At 55.7% G+C, this 20406-nt stretch carries 22 protein-coding genes and 1 riboswitch (1 of these 23 only partly in view); of the genes, 5 read left to right on the forward strand and 17 right to left on the reverse strand.

The annotated features are described in order from the left end of the window. Positions 1–727, reverse strand: the 5' portion of a protein-coding gene (locus Q7F15_RS16625; protein ID WP_304414689.1) for a hypothetical protein. 152 nt of this gene lie to the left of the window's left edge; 727 of the gene's 879 nt are visible here — the first part of the coding sequence; it begins with the start codon at positions 725–727; its stop codon lies beyond the left edge, outside the window. 116 nt (positions 728–843) lie between these two features. Between Q7F15_RS16625 and Q7F15_RS16630 the strand changes: the two genes are divergently transcribed. Then, positions 844–1218 (forward strand): DUF2614 family zinc ribbon-containing protein, encoded by a 375-nt coding sequence (locus Q7F15_RS16630; RefSeq protein WP_171565026.1) that lies wholly within the window; start codon positions 844–846, stop codon positions 1216–1218. A 102-nt stretch (positions 1219–1320) separates the two neighbouring features. Here Q7F15_RS16630 and Q7F15_RS16635 read toward each other — a convergent pair whose 3' ends face one another. The 3 genes from Q7F15_RS16635 to nth all read right to left on the reverse strand — a co-directional run bounded on the left by Q7F15_RS16635 (position 1321) and on the right by nth (position 4593). After that, on the reverse strand, positions 1321–3054 hold the full coding sequence (locus Q7F15_RS16635; RefSeq protein ID WP_304414690.1) for a glycosyl hydrolase family 18 protein: 1734 nt from the start codon (positions 3052–3054) through the stop codon (positions 1321–1323). A 250-nt stretch (positions 3055–3304) separates the two neighbouring features. After that, positions 3305–3739, reverse strand: a complete 435-nt coding sequence (gene perR / locus Q7F15_RS16640) for a peroxide-responsive transcriptional repressor PerR (protein WP_212132677.1) — start codon at positions 3737–3739, stop codon at positions 3305–3307. A gap of 152 nt (positions 3740–3891) precedes the next feature. After that, a complete protein-coding gene (gene nth / locus Q7F15_RS16645; RefSeq protein ID WP_212132676.1) occupies positions 3892–4593 on the reverse strand; it encodes an endonuclease III in 702 nt (233 codons plus the stop codon). Between the two features lie 145 nt (positions 4594–4738). Between nth and Q7F15_RS16650 the strand changes: the two genes are divergently transcribed. Continuing rightward, the gene (locus Q7F15_RS16650; RefSeq protein ID WP_212132675.1) at positions 4739–5638 is read left to right on the forward strand and encodes a complex I NDUFA9 subunit family protein; all 900 of its coding nucleotides are present in this window, start codon (positions 4739–4741) and stop codon (positions 5636–5638) included. 40 nt (positions 5639–5678) lie between these two features. On the opposite strand, the gene Q7F15_RS16655 is transcribed toward Q7F15_RS16650, so the two are convergent. The 5 genes from Q7F15_RS16655 to bcp all read right to left on the reverse strand — a co-directional run bounded on the left by Q7F15_RS16655 (position 5679) and on the right by bcp (position 9916). Continuing rightward, positions 5679–6485, reverse strand: a complete 807-nt coding sequence (locus Q7F15_RS16655) for a GNAT family N-acetyltransferase (protein ID WP_304414691.1) — start codon at positions 6483–6485, stop codon at positions 5679–5681. A gap of 407 nt (positions 6486–6892) precedes the next feature. Next, complete coding sequence (locus Q7F15_RS16660) at positions 6893–7453, reverse strand: cob(I)yrinic acid a,c-diamide adenosyltransferase (RefSeq protein ID WP_171565032.1); 561 nt, start codon at positions 7451–7453, stop codon at positions 6893–6895. A 72-nt stretch (positions 7454–7525) separates the two neighbouring features. Next, positions 7526–8287, reverse strand: coding sequence for a class I SAM-dependent methyltransferase (locus Q7F15_RS16665; RefSeq protein WP_304414692.1), 762 nt, complete (start codon positions 8285–8287; stop codon positions 7526–7528). 11 nt (positions 8288–8298) lie between these two features. Beyond that, positions 8299–9351 (reverse strand): M42 family metallopeptidase, encoded by a 1053-nt coding sequence (locus tag Q7F15_RS16670; protein WP_171565034.1) that lies wholly within the window; start codon positions 9349–9351, stop codon positions 8299–8301. A 94-nt stretch (positions 9352–9445) separates the two neighbouring features. Further along, a complete protein-coding gene (gene bcp / locus Q7F15_RS16675; protein WP_171565284.1) occupies positions 9446–9916 on the reverse strand; it encodes a thioredoxin-dependent thiol peroxidase in 471 nt (156 codons plus the stop codon). Between the two features lie 189 nt (positions 9917–10105). Between bcp and Q7F15_RS16680 the strand changes: the two genes are divergently transcribed. Further along, positions 10106–10723 (forward strand): winged helix-turn-helix domain-containing protein, encoded by a 618-nt coding sequence (locus tag Q7F15_RS16680; RefSeq protein WP_171565035.1) that lies wholly within the window; start codon positions 10106–10108, stop codon positions 10721–10723. 99 nt (positions 10724–10822) lie between these two features. Then, the gene (locus tag Q7F15_RS16685) at positions 10823–11479 is read left to right on the forward strand and encodes an HAD family hydrolase (protein ID WP_171565036.1); all 657 of its coding nucleotides are present in this window, start codon (positions 10823–10825) and stop codon (positions 11477–11479) included. A gap of 30 nt (positions 11480–11509) precedes the next feature. On the opposite strand, the gene proS is transcribed toward Q7F15_RS16685, so the two are convergent. The 5 genes from proS to Q7F15_RS16710 all read right to left on the reverse strand — a co-directional run bounded on the left by proS (position 11510) and on the right by Q7F15_RS16710 (position 16760). After that, positions 11510–12976 (reverse strand): proline--tRNA ligase, encoded by a 1467-nt coding sequence (gene proS / locus Q7F15_RS16690; protein ID WP_171565037.1) that lies wholly within the window; start codon positions 12974–12976, stop codon positions 11510–11512. Between the two features lie 286 nt (positions 12977–13262). Continuing rightward, positions 13263–13868: an ECF transporter S component gene (locus Q7F15_RS16695; RefSeq protein ID WP_171565038.1), complete on the reverse strand. Its 606-nt coding sequence runs from the start codon at positions 13866–13868 to the stop codon at positions 13263–13265. A gap of 256 nt (positions 13869–14124) precedes the next feature. Continuing rightward, a riboswitch (FMN riboswitch) is annotated at positions 14125–14272 on the reverse strand. A 151-nt stretch (positions 14273–14423) separates the two neighbouring features. Further along, positions 14424–15041, reverse strand: coding sequence for a sporulation delaying protein family toxin (locus tag Q7F15_RS16700; protein WP_304414693.1), 618 nt, complete (start codon positions 15039–15041; stop codon positions 14424–14426). Positions 15042–15237: 196 nt separating this feature from the next. Further along, positions 15238–16209, reverse strand: coding sequence for a sporulation-delaying protein SdpB family protein (locus tag Q7F15_RS16705; RefSeq protein WP_171565040.1), 972 nt, complete (start codon positions 16207–16209; stop codon positions 15238–15240). Next, positions 16194–16760 carry an SdpA family antimicrobial peptide system protein gene (locus Q7F15_RS16710; RefSeq protein WP_171565041.1) on the reverse strand — a complete coding sequence of 189 codons (567 nt, stop codon included), beginning with the start codon at positions 16758–16760 and terminating at the stop codon, positions 16194–16196. The genes Q7F15_RS16705 and Q7F15_RS16710 overlap by 16 nt, the downstream gene beginning before the upstream one ends. 337 nt (positions 16761–17097) lie before the next feature. Between Q7F15_RS16710 and Q7F15_RS16715 the strand changes: the two genes are divergently transcribed. Next, on the forward strand, positions 17098–17616 hold the full coding sequence (locus Q7F15_RS16715) for a DUF6141 family protein (protein ID WP_304414694.1): 519 nt from the start codon (positions 17098–17100) through the stop codon (positions 17614–17616). Between the two features lie 73 nt (positions 17617–17689). Here Q7F15_RS16715 and Q7F15_RS16720 read toward each other — a convergent pair whose 3' ends face one another. The 3 genes from Q7F15_RS16720 to Q7F15_RS16730 are packed head-to-tail and all read right to left on the reverse strand — an operon-like array spanning position 17690 to position 20288. Next, positions 17690–18487 (reverse strand): ABC transporter permease, encoded by a 798-nt coding sequence (locus Q7F15_RS16720; protein ID WP_171565043.1) that lies wholly within the window; start codon positions 18485–18487, stop codon positions 17690–17692. A 3-nt stretch (positions 18488–18490) separates the two neighbouring features. Then, the gene (locus Q7F15_RS16725) at positions 18491–19285 is read right to left on the reverse strand and encodes an ABC transporter permease (protein WP_171565044.1); all 795 of its coding nucleotides are present in this window, start codon (positions 19283–19285) and stop codon (positions 18491–18493) included. Further along, a complete protein-coding gene (locus tag Q7F15_RS16730; protein ID WP_171565045.1) occupies positions 19278–20288 on the reverse strand; it encodes an ABC transporter ATP-binding protein in 1011 nt (336 codons plus the stop codon). The genes Q7F15_RS16725 and Q7F15_RS16730 overlap by 8 nt, the downstream gene beginning before the upstream one ends. Positions 20289–20406: the final 118 nt, after the last annotated feature.

The raw sequence follows: 20406 nt of genomic DNA on the forward strand, positions 1-20406 counted from the left end.
CCAACGTCCACGCCCCCTGCTTGCTCCCCATGAGCTCCAGGAGAAAGTGGACGGACTCCCTCAATTTCGAGGAAAGGAAAAACTCGATCGGCAGGAGCAGCAGCTCCATGCGCTTATCCAGCGCTTCATCGTTGACTACCAGCTCTTCGTACAGCTTGCAGACCGCAGGGTCCAGCCGTTTGACCTGACTCCACAACTCCGGAGCCGGCTGTTCCCCCTCTGCGAACGCGATCCATCTCGCCCAGGCTTGCAGCGTTTTAATCAACGCCAGATAGGCGTCCAGCGGCATGCCCAGCTGGAGAAAGTCTCTGGTCTCCTGAAAATAACGAAGCATGCGCGAGTACTCCCGGCACAGCATCCGCTTTTGCAGCGAGTCGGACAACCGCCTCAACCGCTGAATCAACTGGATTGTATGGTCGTCCTTGGCCCAGACCAATTCCGCCCGCTCCATCCAGGTGGCCATCTGCTCACCCAGACCGTGAACCGCGCTCTTTTCCAGCTCCCAAGAGCTGATGTGCCGCTCGACCACCAACCGGTCAGACAGCCGGTACTGTTTGACGCTCCCGTTTCCGGCAGCCTGCATGATTACGAGGAGGTACAGGGGGTCCGCCTGAAACGGAGGGATTTTCAAATGGTCCGGCATGATCAGCACCGCTTGAACGTCCCGCCGCCGCTGCAGCAGTTTCAGATGAGTCTGGCAGTCTTCAGCCGGCGACCATTCAGTCACGATTTCCCCCTCCTCTTCCCGCAGTTTGAACTTATGGATTCTACAAGGCTTGTCCGTTTCCTGCTTGTCAACAGACAAAACCTTTCTATGCTATACTGGGAACAGGAGGAATGATAATGAAGAAAACTGACCGCCTGAGCAAGATCAAACGCATGCGTACCTGGGGCAACTGGAGCATGGGGATCGGCATCCTGCTGATGTATTCCGGGTATGCGTTTTTTGCCGGCTATCTGGACTTTATTCCGTTCTTTGGCACATGGTTGAAGGGTTCCTACGCGTTTATGACGCTCCTGTTGGTCATCGGCTTTTTGTTGACGATGGGCAGCACCGTCATGTTCATGATTTCCGGGATGGTGTCCATGTCCGCTCCCCAAGTGGAATGCCCCTCGTGCAAAAAAGTGACGAAAATGCTGGGAAAAAAAGACGCCTGTATGTTTTGCGGGCAGCCTCTCCTGCTCGAGGACGAACAGCCGCAGCAAAACCAGACCTGACGGGAAACAAAAAATCCACCTGCAGCCGATTGGCGCAAGGTGGATTTTTTCCTTGGTCACATGTCATTGCGGCCGGAAAGCCGCGCGCGAAATCACCGTGTATCACTTTCGATTCAGCCCGTCATTGATCGCCTTCCAGATCTCGGGCTGTTCGAAGCCGCGCCGCCACGAAGCGATGCCGGCCAGATTGTACTTGTGCACAAGGGCGACCCGCTTTTGCATGGAGGTGACGTCTTCCAGCCACATCTTGTAGACAGCTCCATCGGCAGGGTCTTCATAGCGGACAAACAATTGTCCGGAATCTTCGTCAAGCGTGGGAGTCAGTTTGCGCTCTTTCATCCATTCTGAGGCCCCGGCCATCGACAGCGCTTTGGATGTGACCTTGACGCTGCCGTCCGGCTGCTTCGTCTCTTTCCACAGCCGGGTGTAAAACGGCACACCCAGCAGCAGCTTCTCGGCGGGCACCTCTTCCAGAACGCCCTGCAGTCCTCTCTCCGTCCACGGCAAGGAAGCGACAGAGCCCGCTATCGGACTGGACGCCCAGTGCTCGTCATACGTCATGACCGCGATGTAGTCCACGACCTCGGCCAGTTTCGCCCGGTCGTAAAAACGGGACCATCGGTCGCTGGACGACTTGATCGTGACGTCCATGGACACGGCCAGTCCCAGCTCGTGCAGGTACGGCGTCATCTCACGGACGAATTGGACAAGTCGCTCCTTGTCCTCTACATAGACGTTTTCAAAATCGATGTTGATGCCGTCCAGATCGTACAGATGAGCGTAGTGCACGATCTGCGCAATCAGGTTTTCCCGCTTGTCGTAGCTGCCCAAAACGGACTGGGTCCAATCGGGGTTAAACCCGTTTGTCACCACCCCCCAGACCTGGTACCCGCGCTGATGGGCCCACTGCACGTACCCGGGGTCCGCCTTGTTGAGCAGCGTGCCGTTGCCGTCCTTCAGCTCAAACCAGGTAGGGGAGACGACGTTCACCCCCGGCATCGGACCAATGTTGGCAACGGCGGGATTGCGGTTGACCACGTGTTCCCAGGTCAAATTGATCTTTGTACCCTCCGGCTTCCACACGGTCGGCTGTTCCCGGCCGGGCTGGTCGAGACTGACTTTGCGCACCTCGGTCAGCGATACCGCCGATGTCGGCAGGTAGCCCGTAATCCCTTTGGAGGACAATACGCGGTACCACTTTTCCGATTCGCCCAAAATATCGACGGCCTCGCCATTGGACAGCTCAGCCACATAGGGGGAACGGTGCGTCGGCTCCAGGCGCAGGCGGACCGGCTCATCCCCGCTGACGACGCTCCCCTGCTGCACGGTGTACCCTTCCTTTTCCACCCGCAGCACCCCGGTGTCGGGATCGCGGCTGAACGAGACGCGGTACAGCTTTTCCAGTGGCTCGAGCGGAATGAAGCGGGTGCCGTTTACTTCCTTGACGGGCACCTGCAGGGAAACGGGCCGTTTGTTCAGGTACGCGACCAGTTCCCCGCTCTGCATGCGCAGCACCTTGTCCTTCGTGGTCACGATCACCGATCGGGTAGGCTCGTCCCAATAGATCGCAGGATCGAGATGTTCCTTGAGAAATTCAAACGGCAGCAGCACCTGCTCCGCTTCAAAGAGATACTTCTTGTCGTACAGGCCGCCCTGCCAAACGATTGCCTGACGGCTGCCTCCATACGGTTCGACATGTTCGTTGGACGGTTTGATGAAAAACCAGTACGCCGCCGCGGCAATAGCCGCCAGCAGCAGAAGGATCGGGGTCACGCGCTTTCTCTTTCGCTTGCGCTTGAAACGAGGGCGAGGGCCCAATTGCACTTCCAGACTCACAGATTTGCTCTCCTTGCACACGGTCCGCCTGCCAGAAAAGACAGGCATCCCGGTCATTTCCGCTTTTTTTGATCATAGGGCATTGTCGGTCGATTCACAACCTTTTGGCTGGAGGGACATGTTGGGAAACGTGCCCCTGTAAGAAAGACGAATCAGACGAAAAAAGGTTACACCAACAAAAAACACCCTCTCTCCAACAGGAACAGCCGGTTGAAGCAGAAGGTGTTGTTCCGGGGCGCACGCGGTTCAATCAATGAGCTTTCTTTTGGCACTCTTCGCACACGCCGTAAATCTCCATGCGGTGACCGGTCACGCGGAATCCGACCGACTCGGCAGCCGCTTCCTCCACATCCTGCAGGTACGGGAAGTGAAAATCGCGGATGGCTCCACACTTCGTACAGATGGCGTGGTAATGGTCTTCCTCCACGTTGGCGTCAAAGCGGCTGGACGCGTCCCCGTAGGTCAGCTCGCGAACCAGACCCGCCTCCTTGAACACGCGTAAATTGTTGTAAACCGTCGCCACGCTCATGTTGGGAAACTTGCCTTCCAAAGCCTTGTATATCTCGTCAGCCGTCGGATGCGACATGCTGTCCAACAGATAGGAGAGAATGGCATGACGCTGAGGTGTCATACGTACCCCGGTACTTTTCAGGATTTCAACAGCCTTTTCCACTCGCTGTGACATTGAGTTACACCTCACAGTCTTATGCAAGCCAAACAAACAAGCGTTGCTTGTTTGTGATTGATTAGAATTACTTTAAATAAGTGTACGTCTATTCTTCGAACGCTGTCAATATCCATTCCGCTGAAAACGGGAATGTCCGGAGCCGTTCCCCGTCATTTGGCCGCGGTCCGCTTGGTCGTTTTCTGTTTCGCTGCCGTGGATGGAGTCCGCGATTTTTTCGCCTCTGCCTGGGCATATCTGCACATCTCCCGCAGCGGACAGACGTCGCACTTGGGATTGCGCGCGGCACACACCCGACGTCCGTGCCAGATCAGCCAGTGATGGGCGTCGGACCACTTCTCCCGCGGAATCCGCTTCATCAACTGCCGCTCCACTTCGTCCACGTTGTCGCTTTTCGCCAGACCCAGCCGGTTGGCGACGCGGAAGACGTGCGTATCGACTGCAATTGCCGGTACGCCAAAAGCGTTGGAGAGGACGACGTTGGCTGTCTTGCGCCCGACACCCGGCAGCGCCTCCAGCTCCGCATGGGTTTGCGGCACTTCGCCGTTGTACTTCTCGTAGAGGATGCGACAGGTCTCCAGGATGTTCTTACTTTTATTCTTATACAACCCCAGCCCTTTTATATGCTCTTCCAGCTCTTCTTGCGTCAAATGGATGAAATGCTCCGGCTTGTTGAATTTTTGAAACAGGGGGCCGGTGATTTCATTTACCCGTTTGTCCGTGCACTGCGCAGAGAGAATCGTGGCAATCAAGAGTTCGAACGGCGTCGTGTAGTTCAGCTCGCAATGAGCGTCCGGGTACATTTGATAGAGGGTATCGAGAATTTGGTCGACTGGTACTTTTCGTTGCGCCATAGGTATGTCCCCCTTTCCTCTTCATTATACGTCCGCCGTCAACCAGTCGTCCTGTACGCCTGAAGCTGCTGCAGGTCATGGCAGGGATGTAAGCCCTGACGTCGAATACGATTTGGAAGAATGTTACACCGGGAAGGTGACGCTGATGAAGGTATTTCTCACGGGTGCAACCGGTTTTGTGGGAAAAGGCGTGCTGTCCAGGCTGACGGCATCCGGTCACGAGGTCACCTGTCTGGTCCGTCCCGGCTCGGAGGCGAAGCTGGCGCAGGCGGACACAGCGCATGTCACGATGGCCCCGGGAGACTTGTTCGACCCGGATTCGCTCCGGCGGGCGATGGAAGGCGCTGAAGCGGTGATTCATCTCGTCGGCATTATCCGGGAACAGCCGAAAGCGGGCGTGACGTTTTCCCGCATCCACGTCGAAGGCACGCGGAATGTGCTGCAAGCGGCCGCACAAAGCGGCGTCCGCCGATTCGTCCACATGAGTGCGCTGGGAGCGCGAGCCGGTGCTGCCAGCGCGTATCACCGCACCAAGCACGAAGCCGAGGAACTGGTCAAAGCGAGCGGCATTCCCTACGTGATCTTTCAACCATCGGTCATCTTCGGCCCGGGCGACGAGTTTGTGAACATGCTGGCCAATTTGGTCAGGCTTCCCGTCACCCCTGTTATCGGCGACGGTTCCTACCCGCTGCAGCCTGTCGCCCGCGAGACGGTAGCCGACGTGTTTGAACAGGCGCTGACACGGGAGAGCGTTACAGGCCAAACGTTTGAAGTGGGAGGTCCGACCCCTCTTAGCTACGCCGAGATTTTGGACGTCATCGGAGAGGTAATCGGCAAGCGGCACGTCCGCAAGCTGCACATACCGGTGGGGCTGATGAAGCCGGTTGTCTCGCTGATGGAAGGCTTCTCCTTTTTCCCGATAACCCATACGCAGCTCACCATGCTGCTGGAGGGCAACGCCTGCTCCGACACCGACGTCCTGTACAGCGCGTTTGATACGCCCAAGATCCCGTTTCGGGAAGGAATTGCCCGGTATGTACGATGACCAGATTACCCCTGAAAGTGTCATCAGGGGTTTTTAGCATTTAGCGTATCTCCAGGATGCCTTTGCCGCCGCGGTAGGCGTGCAGGAGACGAACTTCGCCAACGTCAGCGAAGCCGTACCGGCGGTAAAGGCGCGCGACGTGATCATTGATCGGGAAGACCAAAAGCCGGCTGCAGCCCTCCTCCAAAAACCGCTCCTGGGCATGGCGCAGCAAATGGCCGATCAAGCCGCGGCCGCGAAATGCGGGCAGGGTAGCCACGTTTTCCACCCGCATGTACTCCCCGGCGCGAAGCAGGCAAAGCGTGCTGGCCGGTTCGCCGTTGACGCGCAGCAGGTAATGCGAAAAATCGGGATGGGCAAACTCCCTGGCAAACGCCTTCTCCCTGACTTCGCGTCCGCCCAATTCCGGAATCGACTCGACGGTGAGGCAATCGTCGTAGTTGGCCGCCGTCACCGGTTCGATCACAATCCCTTCCATCGGCCGAGCCTCAGCCAATTCCCCCTGCCACAACTGCATGGGCGAAGGCAGGGATTCCATTTGAAAGCCGTGCCGTTCCAACGCCGCAATCAGCGGCTCTTTGTCCCCCTGTTCGTACACGTATATACGGGGAATGATGCCGCGCTCTGAAAAAAACGAGATGGTCTCACGGACAATCGCTTCCGCCTCAGCTTCCCCGGTGACCGGCTGGGACACATGGGCGTGATTGGCATCGTAGTGCATGGGATTTGCTTCATTCACAAACAACATCCCCCAGGAACGGACCTCCATTCGGGAAAACGCCCGCTTGTACGCAATGTCCGTCTGTTCCGTAATCGACAAAATTGCAGCCTGTGAGAAGACAGTCACTTTTGCTCACCCGCCTTACGTGTCATGTTCGAAAAACGGCAGACAGTGCAGCAGATAACCGATTTGCTGCGACACGCTCCATTTCCGGTGTGTTTAACGTCAGCAGCGAAACTGCCGTAAAAAGGGGCGATCTCTAAACGTCTGCCGATCCGACGGGATGCTCAAATCACGCTGATAACCTTTTTAAAAAATTGCGATTTTTCTGTCTGGAGGGAAGACATCATGATCCGCCATGCCCCTGATTGCTCTCTCACCAGTTCAGACATATAGCCGGACCGGCCGCTCCTGTTCACTGAGCGGCCGGCGACTGATCCGGCGACAGATCCTTTGCACTTGCAGAACACAAGCTGCCCGGGTGCTGACAGTCCTGCTGCCTTCTATCTGCTGTTGCACTAAGTACAACGCAGTCAGTCTGTTCCCTGTTCGTGCAGATGCTGCTCCGCTTGGCCCGTATTTCGGTTGACCCAGCGGGCGACGACAAACAGGTAATCGGAGAGTCGGTTCAAATACTTGACCACCGCAGCATTCAGCTGCTCCTGACTGCTGACCAGCACCGCCTTGCGCTCCGCTCTCCTCACTACCGTCCGCGCCACGTGAAAAGCGGCCGCAGCAGGGTGACCGCCGGGCAGGATAAAGTTGGAGAGCGGCGGCAGAGTCGCGTCAAGCTTGTCGATCTGTTCCTCCAAAAACTGAACATCCTCGTCACGAATCGGCCAGCCCACCGTTTTTCCTTCCGGCGTCGCCAGCTCTGCACCGATGTGGAAGAGCTTGGTCTGCACGATGTGAAACACGCCCCGCAGTTCGTTCCATGCTTCCCCGTCAGGAAGCAGCGACAGCGCCAGCCCAATGGCGGAGTTGGCCTCGTCGCACGTGCCGTAGGCCTCCACGCGGTCAGCGTGCTTGGGAACGCGCACGCCGGATACCAGAGACGTTTCCCCTTTGTCACCCGACTTGGTATAGATTTTCACAAACAGCCCCCCATTCCCGTTATTTCCCTGGAAATCGACAAAAACACGCGGCTTTTTGAATGCACCGCCGTTTTACATGGCTTCGGCGACCACAATCAGCTCGGTGCTGGAGGCGTCAAACGGCGCCTTGGCAAACGAGCCGAACCGCTGCGTCACTTTCAATCCATTAAGCCGAAGCAGGTGGTGCAGCTCAGCCGGAAAGATGTAGCGCAGTGTAAAGCGGCCCGTCACCCGCTCAGTCACCACTCCTTCCGGGGAGATCCGCTCGTAGGTCCGGGTCACTTCGGCCAACTGCTGAAAGTGGTCGTAGCGAGTGTAATCCCACATCGCGACCTCTTCGCCCGACTCCAGCCGATAAACCCCGCGCAAGGACATTTTTTCGCTCTCTTCGTAAAGATGAGCGATTTTCGGGACAAATACGTTCATCACGAATTTCCCGCCCGGTGCCAGGTGACGGCGGATACAGGAGAGGGCCTTCATCTGCTCCTGGATATGCAGCAGGTGCAAAAACGAGCGAAACGGAATCATGATCAGCGGAAAGGTTTTGCCCAGATCAAATGCCCGCATGTCTCCCTGCACAAATGTAAGCCGTCCCGATAATCCGCGCTCGTCCGCCTTTTTTTGGGCCCGCTCCAGCATTTCCGCCGACAGGTCCAACCCGGTAACGCTCACCCCCGCCTCTGCCAACGGAATGGCAATGCGTCCGGTACCGCAGGCGAGATCCAGCACCTCACCCCCGGCAGCGCGGGCCATCTCCAAGTAAAATTCGACGTCCCCCGGCAGACCGCGCTGCGTCAGATCGTAATACTGCGTCCAACGATAGATCTCACTCATCATCTCTTCACCTACGCCTGCATGACTTCCGAATCGAGGTAGGCCAGCACCAGTTTGGCCGTGTTTTCCAGTGCCTCCTTGTGCGTCCGCTCGTGGGAGTGGGACGCGTCCACGCCAGGCCCGATCAACCCGTGCACGATGTCGTATCCGGCACGAAGCGCGGCGCTGGCGTCGGAGCCGTAGTACGGGTATATGTCCACCTGGTAGTTCAACCCATGCGCTTCAGCCAGCTTCACCAGGTGCTTGCGCAGTCCATAGTGGTACGGACCGGATGAATCTTTGGCACAGATGGAGACGCAGTACTCGTCCGTGGTCTGTCCTTCGCCGATCGCCCCCATGTCCACCGCCAGATACTCCACTACCCGTTCCGGCACGCTGGCATTGCCGCCGTAGCCGATCTCCTCGTTGTTGCTGAAGAGGAAATGGGTCGTGTACGGCAGTGTGGCTCCGCTCTCCCGCAAGTGTTTCAGCACGCCAAACAGGATGGCCACGCTGGCCTTGTCGTCGATGTGGCGGGATTTGATAAACCCGTTCTCGGTAACAGTCACCCGCGGATCAAACGAAACAAAATCACCGACGCGAATGCCCAGCGCCAGCACGTCTTCCTCGTTTTTTACCTTTTCGTCCAGCCGCACTTCCATGGTTTCCTCGGTGCGCTCCATTTTGCCTGCTTCCCGGCCGTAGACATGGACCGACGCCTTGGTCGAGAGGATCGTGCCGGTAATGATCCGGCCGCTGTCCGTCTCGATCATGCAGTGCTCACCTTCCACGGCGTTCCACGCGAACCCGCCGATCAAGTCCAGTTTCAGCCGGCCGTTTTCCTTGATCTCTTTTACCATTGCGCCCAGCGTGTCCACATGGGCCGTCAGCAGTCGTTGCTTGTCGTCGTTTCTGCCAGGCAGGGTGGCCAGCACCGCTCCCTTGTTGGTGCGAACATAGTCGATGCCCAATCGGCTCAATTCTGCTTCGATCAGGGCCATTACTTTGGCGGTATTGCCGGTCGGACTGGGCGTGTTGGCCAGGCGGCAAAACATCTCCACCATGTAGTCGGTCGATACGGTCATCGTATTTCCTCCAATGTCTTGCATCATGATGCGTGCAGTATCCTTGAATGAAAAAGCCTTCCTCGCGTGAGCAGGCGCGACAGAGGGGCTAATGTTATTGCTGCTGCAGTTGCTCAATCGTTTGCAGCACTTCCTCGACGTGCCCCTTCACTTTTACCTTGGGCCACACCTTGACGATCGTGCCTTCCGGGTCGATGAGAAATGTAGAGCGTTCAATGCCCATGTATTCCCGGCCGTACATCTTTTTCAGCACCCAGACGCCGTACGCCTCCGCCACCTGATGATCCGGGTCGGCCAGCAGCGGAAACGGCAGCTCGTGCTTGGCAACGAACTTGTCATGCGATTTGACATCGTCGGGGCTGATGCCGAGCACCACCGTGTTCAGCTCGGCAAACTTCGGGTGATAGTCGCGAAAATCGCACGCTTCCGTCGTGCAGCCCGGGGTCATGTCCTTGGGATAAAAGTACAACACTACGTATTGACCGCGAAAATCCCGAAGAGAAATCGTCCGATTGCCGTTCGCCTGCAGGGTAAAATCAGGCGCCGCTTGTCCTACTGCTACCATCATGAAATCCCTACTTTCCGTTTCAATTTTTATTGACGCGTTTGTCTCATTTTACCACAAAGCGCAGATCCACTTCATCTGCTCGCACGTTGCGTATTTGGGAGGAAGACGATAAAATGGAAGGATAGGAAAATTGTCAAAAATAAAGAATTATAAAATTTGGCGTAGTAGCTGGATGGTGAATCAATCATGAAGGAGTTTTTTCAGGTAACCGAGCCGGATGCCCTTAAATCTCTTGCCATACCGGAGCGCGTAAAGATTTTGGAACTGTTTGAAGACCTGGAGCCCCGCACGGCGAAGCAGATCGCGACCGAACTGGGCGAAAACGCCGCTCGCCTGCATTACCACGTGAAGGAGCTGGTCCGCGTCGGTCTTTTGGAACAGGTGGACACCCGGGTCAAAGGCTCGATCGTGGAGAAGTACTATCAGCCTGTGGCCAAGGTGATCCAGGTCAAACTGCAGCTGATGATCGAAGAAAACGCACAGCAGTTGAGCGACATCATGTTTACGCCGTTCCGCACCACGGAGCAGGATTTGATGCGGACACTCAACCGGTTTGTGGCCAGCGATGTGGACGTGCGCAAAGAGTACAAGGACACGTTCGCGTTCAATTTAACTGAATTTTATTTAAATCAAGAAGAACGGAATCAGCTGGTGGACGAGATCAGCGAACTGCTGCAAAAGTACAAGGGGCTGAAAAATGAAAACGGCCGCCGCAAATTCAAGTTCTTTGACGTGCTGTTTCCGCTGATGCCGCCCGATCCGGCCGAAGACGAGGGCGACGGGGTTGAGGACAGCGACGAATAACCGCTTTGCCTGACGCATAGGAATGACTGTCACGCTGACACACGAACATCATGTTCGCGCGATGGTTTTCGCCCATGTTTGACGGCAAGGAGGTTGGCAATGCGCACCATCCTGTTTGATTTTGACGGCACCGTCGCAGATACGCTGCCGCTGATTTTCACCGCGTTTCGCTCGACGTTTCAGCAGTATCTCCACCGCCACTACACAGACGAGGAGATCCTCGCCATGTTCGGACCGACGGAGACTGACATTCTGCAGGCGATGATTCCGCCAGAACAGCTGGAACAGGCTCTCGACCACTTTTTCCGGGTCTATGCGGAAGGACACCGGCACGTGCACAATCCAGCGGAAATCGCGCTGATGCTGGACCGGCTGCGCGAGGCCGGCTTCGCCATGGGCATTGTCACCGGAAAAGGGCGGCGCAGCGCCGACATTTCCCTGCAGGCGTGGGGGCTGGACCGCTATTTTGACGTGGTCATCACTGGCGACGACGTGTCACGGCCAAAGCCCGATCCCGAAGGCATTCTGTCGGCAATGAAACAACTGGGAGCACGCGCCGAACAAACGCTGTACGTGGGAGACAGCGATGCCGATGTACTTGCGGGACGGGCCGCATCCCTGGTCACGGTCGGCGTGGATTGGCTGCCAGTCACACAAAAAGCGGGCTGCTTCCAGCCCGAACCGGATTACCTGTTTACAGACCCCGGGTCCTTTACAGATTGGGTCCTGGGTAATGAAAAAGCGGGCACCCGATAGACACGGGTGCCCTTTTGTGTTGAGGACGGTTTAATAGGCGCGAGCGAACCAGACAGTATGTTTGGCTTCCCCGCCGCAGGTGATGCAGGTATGCTTGACTGTCGGCGGCTCAAACGGAATGTTGCGGGAGGTGAACTTGGTCTCCTCTTTCACTTTCGCCTCGCAAGCGTCGTCGCCGCACCAGCCGGCCAGCACCCAGCCGGCAATGCGGTTTTCGCTTTCCGCCTTGGCGATGTGCTCCTTCAGCGCATCCAGGGTGTCGATGTCCAGGTGGGAGTGGGCGGTACGGAACGCCAGCGCCTTTTCAAACATGTTCCGCTGAATCTCTTCCAGCAGGTCGGCGACCGCTTCCACTGCCCGGTCCAGGGCGACCGTCACCTTTTCGCCGGTATCGCGACGGGCCAGGACCACCTGTCCGTTGTCCACATCGCGCGGACCAATCTCCAGGCGAATCGGCACGCCGCGCATTTCCCACTCGTTGAACTTCCAGCCCGGCGTCTCTTCACGCAGGTCTGCCTTCACCCGCACGCCCGCCGCCTTCAGAGCGTCAAACAGCGGATCGAACTTCTCCATCACCTTTTCCCGCAGTTTGGGCGGACCGACCGGGATCATCACCACCTGGGTCGGTGCCACACGCGGCGGCAGCGCCAGACCGCGATCGTCACCGTGAACCATGATCATCGACCCGATCAGGCGGGTGGACGTCCCCCACGAAGTGGTATGGACGTACTTGAACTGATTGTCCCTGTCGAGAAACTTGATGTCAAAGCCTCTGGCAAAGTTTTCACCCAGGTAGTGCGAGGTGCCGGCCTGCACCGCCTTGCCGTCCTTCATCATCGCTTCGATGGAATAGGTGTCCACTGCGCCGGCAAAGCGTTCGCTCGGCGTCTTCTGCCCTTTCCAGACAGGGATGGCCAGCTCCTGTTCGACCACCTCGCTGTAGATGTCCAGCATCTGCATCGTTTCCTGCCGCGCTTCCTCCTCGTTGGCGTGGGCGGTATGCCCCTCCTGCCAGAGGAATTCAGACGTGCGCAGGAACGGCAGCGTCCGCTTTTCCCAGCGAAAGACGTTGGCCCACTGGTTGATCAGCACCGGCAGATCGCGATAGCTCTGAATCCACTGGCTGTACATGTGGCCGATGATCGTCTCCGATGTCGGCCGCAGGGCGAGCCGCTCTTCCAGCTTTTCGCCGCCCGCTTCGGTCACCCAGGGCAGCTCCGGATTGAAGCCTTCCACGTGCTCCTTCTCTTTTTGGAAAAACGACTCGGGAATCAGCATCGGGAAATAGGCGTTGCGGTGGCCCGTCTCCTTGAACCGTTTGTCCATCGCCGCCTGAATCCGCTCCCACAGCTCGTACCCGTCCGGCTTGAACACGATGCAGCCGCGGACTGGTGTGTAATCCATCAGATCCGCCTTGGTAATCGTATCGATGTACCAGCGCGAAAAGTCTTCCGACTGCGGGGTAATCTCCTTTACATACGCTTTTTCATTCGCCATGTCACACACTCCTCTAAAATAAATAAACCCCCATCCCAATTAGGGACGGGGGAATTACCCGCGGTACCACCCTGATTGACCGCAACGGCGTGCTGCGGCCCACTCAACGCCCGATAACGGCAGGGCATCCGGCATGGCTCATCGCCAGCGGCTCCAGGATGGGGAGCAGATACGCCTGTGCATCGACCTTCCAGACAAGGGCCGACTCTCTGGAACACGGTCAGTACCTGCGGGTCCTTTCATTGCCTTTGATTAGGCAATATCATAGCAAGCCAAGAAATCATTGTCAATTTGTCATGCGAAGGTTGAGCCGTCCGGACAGCTTTACGTACAGCGGATACGCTGCCAGCGAGAGCACAACCCCTTTGAGTATGTTAAACGGCACGATGCTGTACAAAACAAACGACCAGACGCTGTCCGCCTGGAACTGGGCCAGCAGCTGTTCCAGCGACACCTGGTAGAGAGCCGCGTAGGCGGGCAGCAGGAAGTAGGCGTTGGCAGCCGCCATGACCGCCGTCATCAGCACGGTTCCCAGCACAAGTCCTGCGGCAAAGCCCTTTTTCCCCATGCCGCGGCGCTGCAGATAAATGGCCGCCAGGATAAAGCTGGCGCCGGCGACGACGTTGGCCGCCTCGCCGATCAGCAGGCCATCCGTATTTTTTAACAGCATGTGCAGCGTGTTTTTCAGCACTTCCACCAGGACCCCGGCCACCGGTCCGTACAGCAAGCCCCCGATCAACGCCGGCAGCGTGCTGAAATCCAGCTTCAGGAACGGCGGCAGCAGCGGCACCGGAAACTCGAGATACTGCAGAACAAATGCGACCGCCGCCAGCATGGGAATCGCCACCAGCCGCTGCGTCGCGTGTGATGGGCGCATCGTCGTTGCTTTCATCTGTACCATCTCCTCACGTGTTACTTCCTTCTGATGAGGAATGGCAACAGAAACGTCCACCCCTGCCCGGTCGTCTATCCGTACGTTCACCAAACAAAAACCCTGAGGACTGACTTCTCCTCAGGGCTTGCGAACGCGGACAGCTGACCATGCCAGTGCCACAGGTATGCGAAATGAAAGGGGCCACAACAGGCATACGCCCCCACATCCCGTACCCGCGCACAGACAAACAAGCACGTGCGGTGTACGTACTGTCGTCATCCTTCTCCCATCCAGACTGTACTGTCGGCTCCGGACTCGCACCGGATCCTGCACTCCAAGCGTTTACGCCGGGAGGCTCGCGGGCTTACGCGCCGTGCGCGATCACCGCCGGTCGGGAATTTCACCCTGCCCCGAAGGAATTGTATATTGGTTGTTACCAGCTTATTATACGACGACGCTGATGAAGTTGACAATGCCGGAAGTTTCCAAATCTCCAAATCATCAGGGAGCCCACATGGTCAAACCGCAGATGATGGAATCTACGGTTTGAACCGTTACTGCTTCGGCTGTTTTTTACTGGGTGGCCAAGCGTTCTACGATATTGTTGACCAGCATTTCTTTTTGCAGAGCTAATTCATTTGGTTTATCGCCGACCCAGAAGTATTTCGACACAGCGACAGCAAGGTAAATGGTTACTGCACCACCGGCATTCAAGGCCACTATATGGCTGTATATAGCCGCTGCACTGATCGCCGCAGCAGCGTACGCAACGTACAACACGCACTGTCCAGTTCCGTATCCTTCTTTTCCGCTTTTTACCCTTCGTTCATCTTCTTTGATTACCTGATCCAAAATTTGGCCGCCCTTGTCGATTGCCTTATTAATTTTGAGGTGGTCACCGCTGTATACTGCGCGCTCAAATTCCGCGAAGTAGGACGGAGATTTCGCCTTCATCCGCGCAACCAGGTGATCAATGACTTGCTTCGTTTCTTTTTGATTTACCTTGCTCAGCAAATCTTTCGTCCAGATTTCAGGGAAAAGGTGGGCAACAGGACCTTGTCCAAAGATAATGCCGCGGAAGAGCGTTTCCCCATCGTACTTCACTTTGGAAGGTTGAGTTGCGTAAGCATTTACGCTTACCAGCATAAGCAAAAAGGCCAGAAAAATGGGAAGTGCTTTTTTGAGATTCATCCCTACTCAAACCCCTTTTCACAATATTTTTTCTTCTCTGTGGTCAATTAGCGATGATTCAAAATCTTATAGGCGTCCCCTCCCTTTCAACATGGAGCAAAGCCAACCTGAATCCTTGCCACGTTGAAATGAAAAGTGCCGCTGCCTTCGCCATGGACAAGACGGTTGTTGCTGCTCCAACGTGTTGTTGTAAAGATTAAGCACCTTTCACTTGTTGAGGAGAAAGGTGATAATCTTTCTGCGTTGGGCTTGTCTCCTTCTTGAACAGTCTGATCCGATGCAGAGACGTGAACTCTTGCTCCACTGGCCGCAGATAAAGGATCAAAACGGCGCTCATGATCATGGAAAAGCTGATTAACCCGAGCATAACGGCAATCACTTCATGCATGAGCAGGGCAGCAATGAGGAAATATTTCCAATACTTCTTGGGGGCAAACAGCGCGCCAAACAAACACACTTGCAGAACAAGGGTGCCCCATGTCGGCAGGACGACCGCTGGCGATGTCAGGATGGGGTTTACCAGTTGCAGAAAGAATGAGGGCAGACCCAGCATCGGGTCCCGCAAATAGTAGTAGACGGAGGTTCCGTTGAGCCACGTTGACTCGAACATCTTGGCAACCGATGAATGAAAATATATGATCGCAACCTGCAAACGAATGGCAAAGAAGGTTACCAGTGCGATGATGCGCCGAATAATGACGTGATCGGAAACAACTTGCGGTTCATGGGCTTTTTGCCAATGCCATTTTCTCGAATCGGTCAGTGTGATCGGCAGCAGCAAAAACGTAAAGACAGCAGCTACCTGGTCTCCGCCGTCCAAGGTGATGGCCGACACGTTGAAACTGTAGCAAATCCACCAGTGAATGACCCCGGTAATTCGCGGACGCCATCCGGAAGCGACGATCAGCAGCAAAACGACCGCGATCCATCTGACCATGTCCAAATAGAAATAGTCGTTGGGAACGGTGCAAAACAGGCTGATCGTGTTCACGCAAGTGGGGTAGACATCCATGCCGGACGAAGGTCGGAAAAACGTATGGGCATCGTTTACCGCCAACGTCAGCGCGGTCGACAATGCCATCAACGATCTGGCCAAGCCATACACGTTTGTCCACGGGTTTTGCGTCAACGCCAGGTTGTAGGCAAATGATCCTAATTTTTCGAACATTTCACGTTCACCCTCACAACTTTTGATGGCATATCGATTTTCTTACCGCTGCGGCTCCACGCCCAGGGAACCGGTTCCTGATACACAAAGCCGATGTCTCCGCAAATGGTCGGATAAGGCGTAGGGTTGTCCAATTCCGCGTAGACAGCTGCCTTGTTCAAGCAAGCATAGGGATTTTCTTCGCAATCCGTTTTGGCGGACTCCGGTATTCTGGAACTGAGAAGACCGGCCTCGATCCCTTGACTTCTTCCAAAGCGCTTCAATCCAAAAAAGTTTTCAGACCGATTATTTGGCCAGGCGGCTGCCAGTGTCCCATTTGTTATGTCCACCACTTGAAACGTGAGGTCTCGCGCATCTTTGCTGTAAAAGCCCCACCCCTGCGGAAACCACGAGGCAATGTACAGTTCCTTTGCAAGCGGTAAAGCGGAAATGGGATTGGTGGGCATCACTGCGTGAATGGCTGCGACAAAGATGTAGAGCCAAAAGGCAGCCACCAGAGCGAAGATGAGCCCAAAGCGTGAAAATCTGGTTACACCGACAGGCTTCAACATGCTTCTCCCCTTTCACTGTTTTTTCATCTGGATTGGCCATGGTTTCGCTCCGTACACCCAGGATAGAAATGATTGAAAAAATTTATATATTTTTCCATCCATTAGTAGGATTGGACCATGACTTGCATCAGTTTTTGGGAGTGGAAAATCTATCATTTAGACACAGATTATTCCTTTTTTACTACTATATCCAATATTTTGAAAAAATCAACTATTATTATCGCAGCATGTCAGTCTTCTCGCGGTGCATCATGGAAATATCTGCATAAAATTGTATAATATATACTTGCGAGTTCTTTTTTGGGGTGAAGAGGTTACTTGTGGGGGAGGTTTGCGTATGGGAGAAAAGGTGTATCATCGTGAAGTCCAGCGCTTTCGCCAAAAAGTGCTGTGGACGATCGTCATCATCGTGGATGTGATCCTGTTGTCCGCATTTAGCTATGATTTGTACCAACGAATCGTTTTGCGAAAAGTGGTCAGCGAGCCGGTAACCGATGTGGAAGCGTGGATCATTTGGATTCTGTTTGGTATTGCTACGCCGCTGTTGATAACCTCGCTGTTCTTGACAAAACTCGTCGTTGAGATCAGGGAGAAAGGGTTGTACCTGCGTTTTTTCCCATTCGCGAAACACTTTATCCCCTATAACGAGATAGCAGCGTATGAAGTATGTCAATTCAGCCCTTTCTGGGATTTCGGCGGTTTGGGTGGAAGATGGATCTTTGGCGGATGGGCCTATACCGTGAGCGGAAATAGCGGAATCAAAGTACGCCTGAAGAACAACAAGGTATTTGTGATCGGTTCGCAACATCCTGAAAAACTGGTTGAAGCCTTGGCCAAAGCAATCGGAAATTCATAGTCTCCCGTTTGAAGGCCTGCACATTGATCTGCCAAAGTTGCTGGTCGGCTTTGGCAACAAAACTGGAGCGGGGTCACGACCCCGCTCCTCTGTATTTGCGCACACCCCAGTTCCAGATCGCCAGCCCGATGCCGAAAAAGATTACCCCCATGACCGGCGTAAACGCCGCGTACACGTACCACGTCTCCTTGCGCAGAAAGTAGGCGGCCGGATAAACGCCGACGAAAGCAAACGGCAGAATGTACGTCAGCACGAAACGAATCACCTTGTTGTACACGTCCACCGGGTAGCGGCCGTACTGCTGGATGTTCCAGATCATTGGCGCGATGCCCGTGCGCGAATCAGAGAAAAAGCTGACGGCGGCAATCGCCGTGTACACCCCTGCATAGATCAGTGCCCCGCCGATCACCAGCACGACAAACAGCAGCGGATCGTACCAGTGGAAGGACAGATCCAGCTTGAATGCGGCGTAGCCCATGATAATCAGCCCGGAGATGATGCCAAAGATCCGGTCCGGTGCCATCGATTCCAGACACACCTGGGCCAGGTTGTGCAGCGGCCGGGTCAGGATGCGGTCCATTTCGCCGCGGATGATGTAGCGCTCGTTGAAGTCCCAGAAGCTGAAAAACATGGAGAACAGCGCGTACGGAATCAGGAAAAAGCCGTAAATGAAGATGATTTCGTCCCGCGTCCAGTCTTTCAGCAGCGGCACGTGCTGAAAGACGACGATGATGAAGACGAGATTAATCAGCTCGTAGATCAGATTGGAGACCAGATCGCCGAAAAAGTCGGCCCGGTATGCCAGCCTGGTCTTGAAATACTGTCCGAGGTAATCGGCGAAGACGCCGATGATGTGTCGCGCGTTTTGCATCGGTTACCCTCCCTGCACGACCAGTTTGTGACGAGCCCGCCGCCACAGAATCAGGATCGGCATGAAAATCACCGCAATCCAGACCGCCTGCAGCCCGATCAGCTCCCACGCCTGCTCCGGTGAAATCGCGCCGGTGAAGATCAGGCTGGGATAGTAGTTGATCGCCTGGAACGGCAGCCACCCCATCAACGTCTGGGCCCAACCGGGGAAAAAGCTGATCGGCAGCACCAGGCCGGACATCAGATCGACAATCACCCGCTTGGCCCGCATCATCCCGTCGTTGCGGAACAGGAAAAAGGTAAACAGGCCGGTCAGCAAATTCAGCTCCGTGTTGATGACAAACGCAAGCGTCAGGCTGACCAGGTACAGGCCCCAGCCTTCCGGCGTTCCCGGGAAGCGGAACGGGATCAGCAGGCTGACCAGAAAAATGCCGGGCGCTGCAAAAAAGAGCAGGCGAAAGATGCCCTCGCCAAAAGCCTGCGCCGTTTTCACCGAAAGGTAATTGTAGGGCCGGATCATCTCGATGGCCACCTTGCCTTCCCGCACGTCCTGGGCGATCTCCATGTCGATGTTGTTAAAGTAGAACGCTCGGGACATCCAGGCGATGGCGACGTATGCGGTCATCTGCTCCACGGTGAGGCCGCCGAGCTGCTGCTGGCCGCCGTAGATCGCTCCCCAGAGGAAGTAGTAGGCGCCGATGTTGATCGCGTAGATAATGATGCCGCTGTAGTAGTTCACCCGGTAGGCGAGCATGGTGAGAAACCGGATGCGAATCAGTTCCAGATAAAGTTTACCCATGGCTGACAACCTCGCCGTCAGTCGAGTAGATGTTGCGCACGATGTCTTCCGTGCTGGCCTCCTTGATCTTCACGTCGCTCACCTCAAACGAGCCCATCACCACAGACAGGACGAACGGCAGCATCTCCTGGCTGCGCGCCACTTTTACCCGCAGCGAGAACTCGTTGTCCTGCAGGATTTCACAGGGCAGCTCGCCAAGCGCCGCCCGCATCTCTTCCGGCGCCGTCCGCTTCTTGAACTGGAATGCCACCTCGGTGCCGTTGCCCCACTTCTCTTTCAGATCAGTCAGTTGGCCGTCAAAGATCAGCCGGCCTTGGTCCATCACCAGCACCCGCTTGCAGAGCGCCTCGATGTCGGACACATCGTGCGTGGTCAAGAGAATCGTCGTATGTTCCGTTTCATTCAGATTGCGGAGAAATTCCCGGATTTTCTGCTTGACCAGCACGTCCAGTCCGACCGTCGGCTCGTCGAGAAAGAGCAGCTTCGGCTTGTGAATCAAGGCGGCGGCCACTTCGCAGCGCATGCGTTGGCCGAGGCTCAGCTTGCGCACCGGCTGGCTGACGAACGAGGCGATGTCCAACTCCTCGATCAACCGCTCCAGCCAGCGCTCTCCTTCCGTGTCGTCCACCTTGTAGACGTTTTTCAGCAGGCGGAACGACTCCAGCGGCGACAGGTCCCACCAAAGCTGGGAGCGCTGTCCGAAAACGACGCCGATCGAGCGGACGTACTGCTCCCGCTGCCGGTACGGCACGTATCCGTTGATGACGATCTCGCCGCCGCTCGGGGTGAGAATCCCCGTCAGCATTTTGATCGTGGTTGATTTGCCGGCTCCGTTTTCCCCGATCAGGGCGAACATCTCCCCCTCCTCAACGGTAAAGGAAATATCGTCAACCGCCTTGACCGTTTTGTACTCCCGGCTGAACAAGTCGCGAAACGCACCCGCCAAGCCGGCACGGGCCTGGTGGATGCGAAATTCCTTTTGCAAATGACTGACACGTATCATGACAACCCGTCCTTTGCTTAACCTCTACATAATCCATAGCTAAGTTTATCGAAGGCCATTCATTTCTGCAAAATCCAGTGTGCTGAAAAGCGTCGAGACGCCAATCTGTTCGACAGAT

The sequence above is a fragment of the Brevibacillus aydinogluensis genome (assembly GCF_961514395.1).
Lineage (GTDB): Bacteria > Bacillota > Bacilli > Brevibacillales > Brevibacillaceae > Brevibacillus > Brevibacillus aydinogluensis.

Coding starts and splice junctions, on each gene's coding strand:
- bcp (WP_171565284.1), bottom strand. CDS start 9,916: ATGGTAGCAGTAGGACAAGCGGCGCCTGATTTTACCCTGCAGGCGAAC.
- Q7F15_RS16725 (WP_171565044.1), bottom strand. CDS start 19,285: ATGGGTAAACTTTATCTGGAACTGATTCGCATCCGGTTTCTCACCATG.
- Q7F15_RS16730 (WP_171565045.1), bottom strand. CDS start 20,288: ATGATACGTGTCAGTCATTTGCAAAAGGAATTTCGCATCCACCAGGCC.
- Q7F15_RS16705 (WP_171565040.1), bottom strand. CDS start 16,209: ATGTTCGAAAAATTAGGATCATTTGCCTACAACCTGGCGTTGACGCAA.
- Q7F15_RS16630 (WP_171565026.1), top strand. CDS start 844: ATGAAGAAAACTGACCGCCTGAGCAAGATCAAACGCATGCGTACCTGG.
- Q7F15_RS16695 (WP_171565038.1), bottom strand. CDS start 13,868: ATGAAAGCAACGACGATGCGCCCATCACACGCGACGCAGCGGCTGGTG.
- Q7F15_RS16700 (WP_304414693.1), bottom strand. CDS start 15,041: ATGAATCTCAAAAAAGCACTTCCCATTTTTCTGGCCTTTTTGCTTATG.
- perR (WP_212132677.1), bottom strand. CDS start 3,739: ATGTCACAGCGAGTGGAAAAGGCTGTTGAAATCCTGAAAAGTACCGGG.
- Q7F15_RS16670 (WP_171565034.1), bottom strand. CDS start 9,351: ATGACCGTATCGACCGACTACATGGTGGAGATGTTTTGCCGCCTGGCC.
- Q7F15_RS16650 (WP_212132675.1), top strand. CDS start 4,739: ATGAAGGTATTTCTCACGGGTGCAACCGGTTTTGTGGGAAAAGGCGTG.
- proS (WP_171565037.1), bottom strand. CDS start 12,976: ATGGCGAATGAAAAAGCGTATGTAAAGGAGATTACCCCGCAGTCGGAA.
- Q7F15_RS16720 (WP_171565043.1), bottom strand. CDS start 18,487: ATGCAAAACGCGCGACACATCATCGGCGTCTTCGCCGATTACCTCGGA.
- nth (WP_212132676.1), bottom strand. CDS start 4,593: ATGGCGCAACGAAAAGTACCAGTCGACCAAATTCTCGATACCCTCTAT.
- Q7F15_RS16680 (WP_171565035.1), top strand. CDS start 10,106: ATGAAGGAGTTTTTTCAGGTAACCGAGCCGGATGCCCTTAAATCTCTT.
- Q7F15_RS16685 (WP_171565036.1), top strand. CDS start 10,823: ATGCGCACCATCCTGTTTGATTTTGACGGCACCGTCGCAGATACGCTG.
- Q7F15_RS16665 (WP_304414692.1), bottom strand. CDS start 8,287: ATGAGTGAGATCTATCGTTGGACGCAGTATTACGATCTGACGCAGCGC.
- Q7F15_RS16715 (WP_304414694.1), top strand. CDS start 17,098: ATGGGAGAAAAGGTGTATCATCGTGAAGTCCAGCGCTTTCGCCAAAAA.
- Q7F15_RS16710 (WP_171565041.1), bottom strand. CDS start 16,760: ATGTTGAAGCCTGTCGGTGTAACCAGATTTTCACGCTTTGGGCTCATC.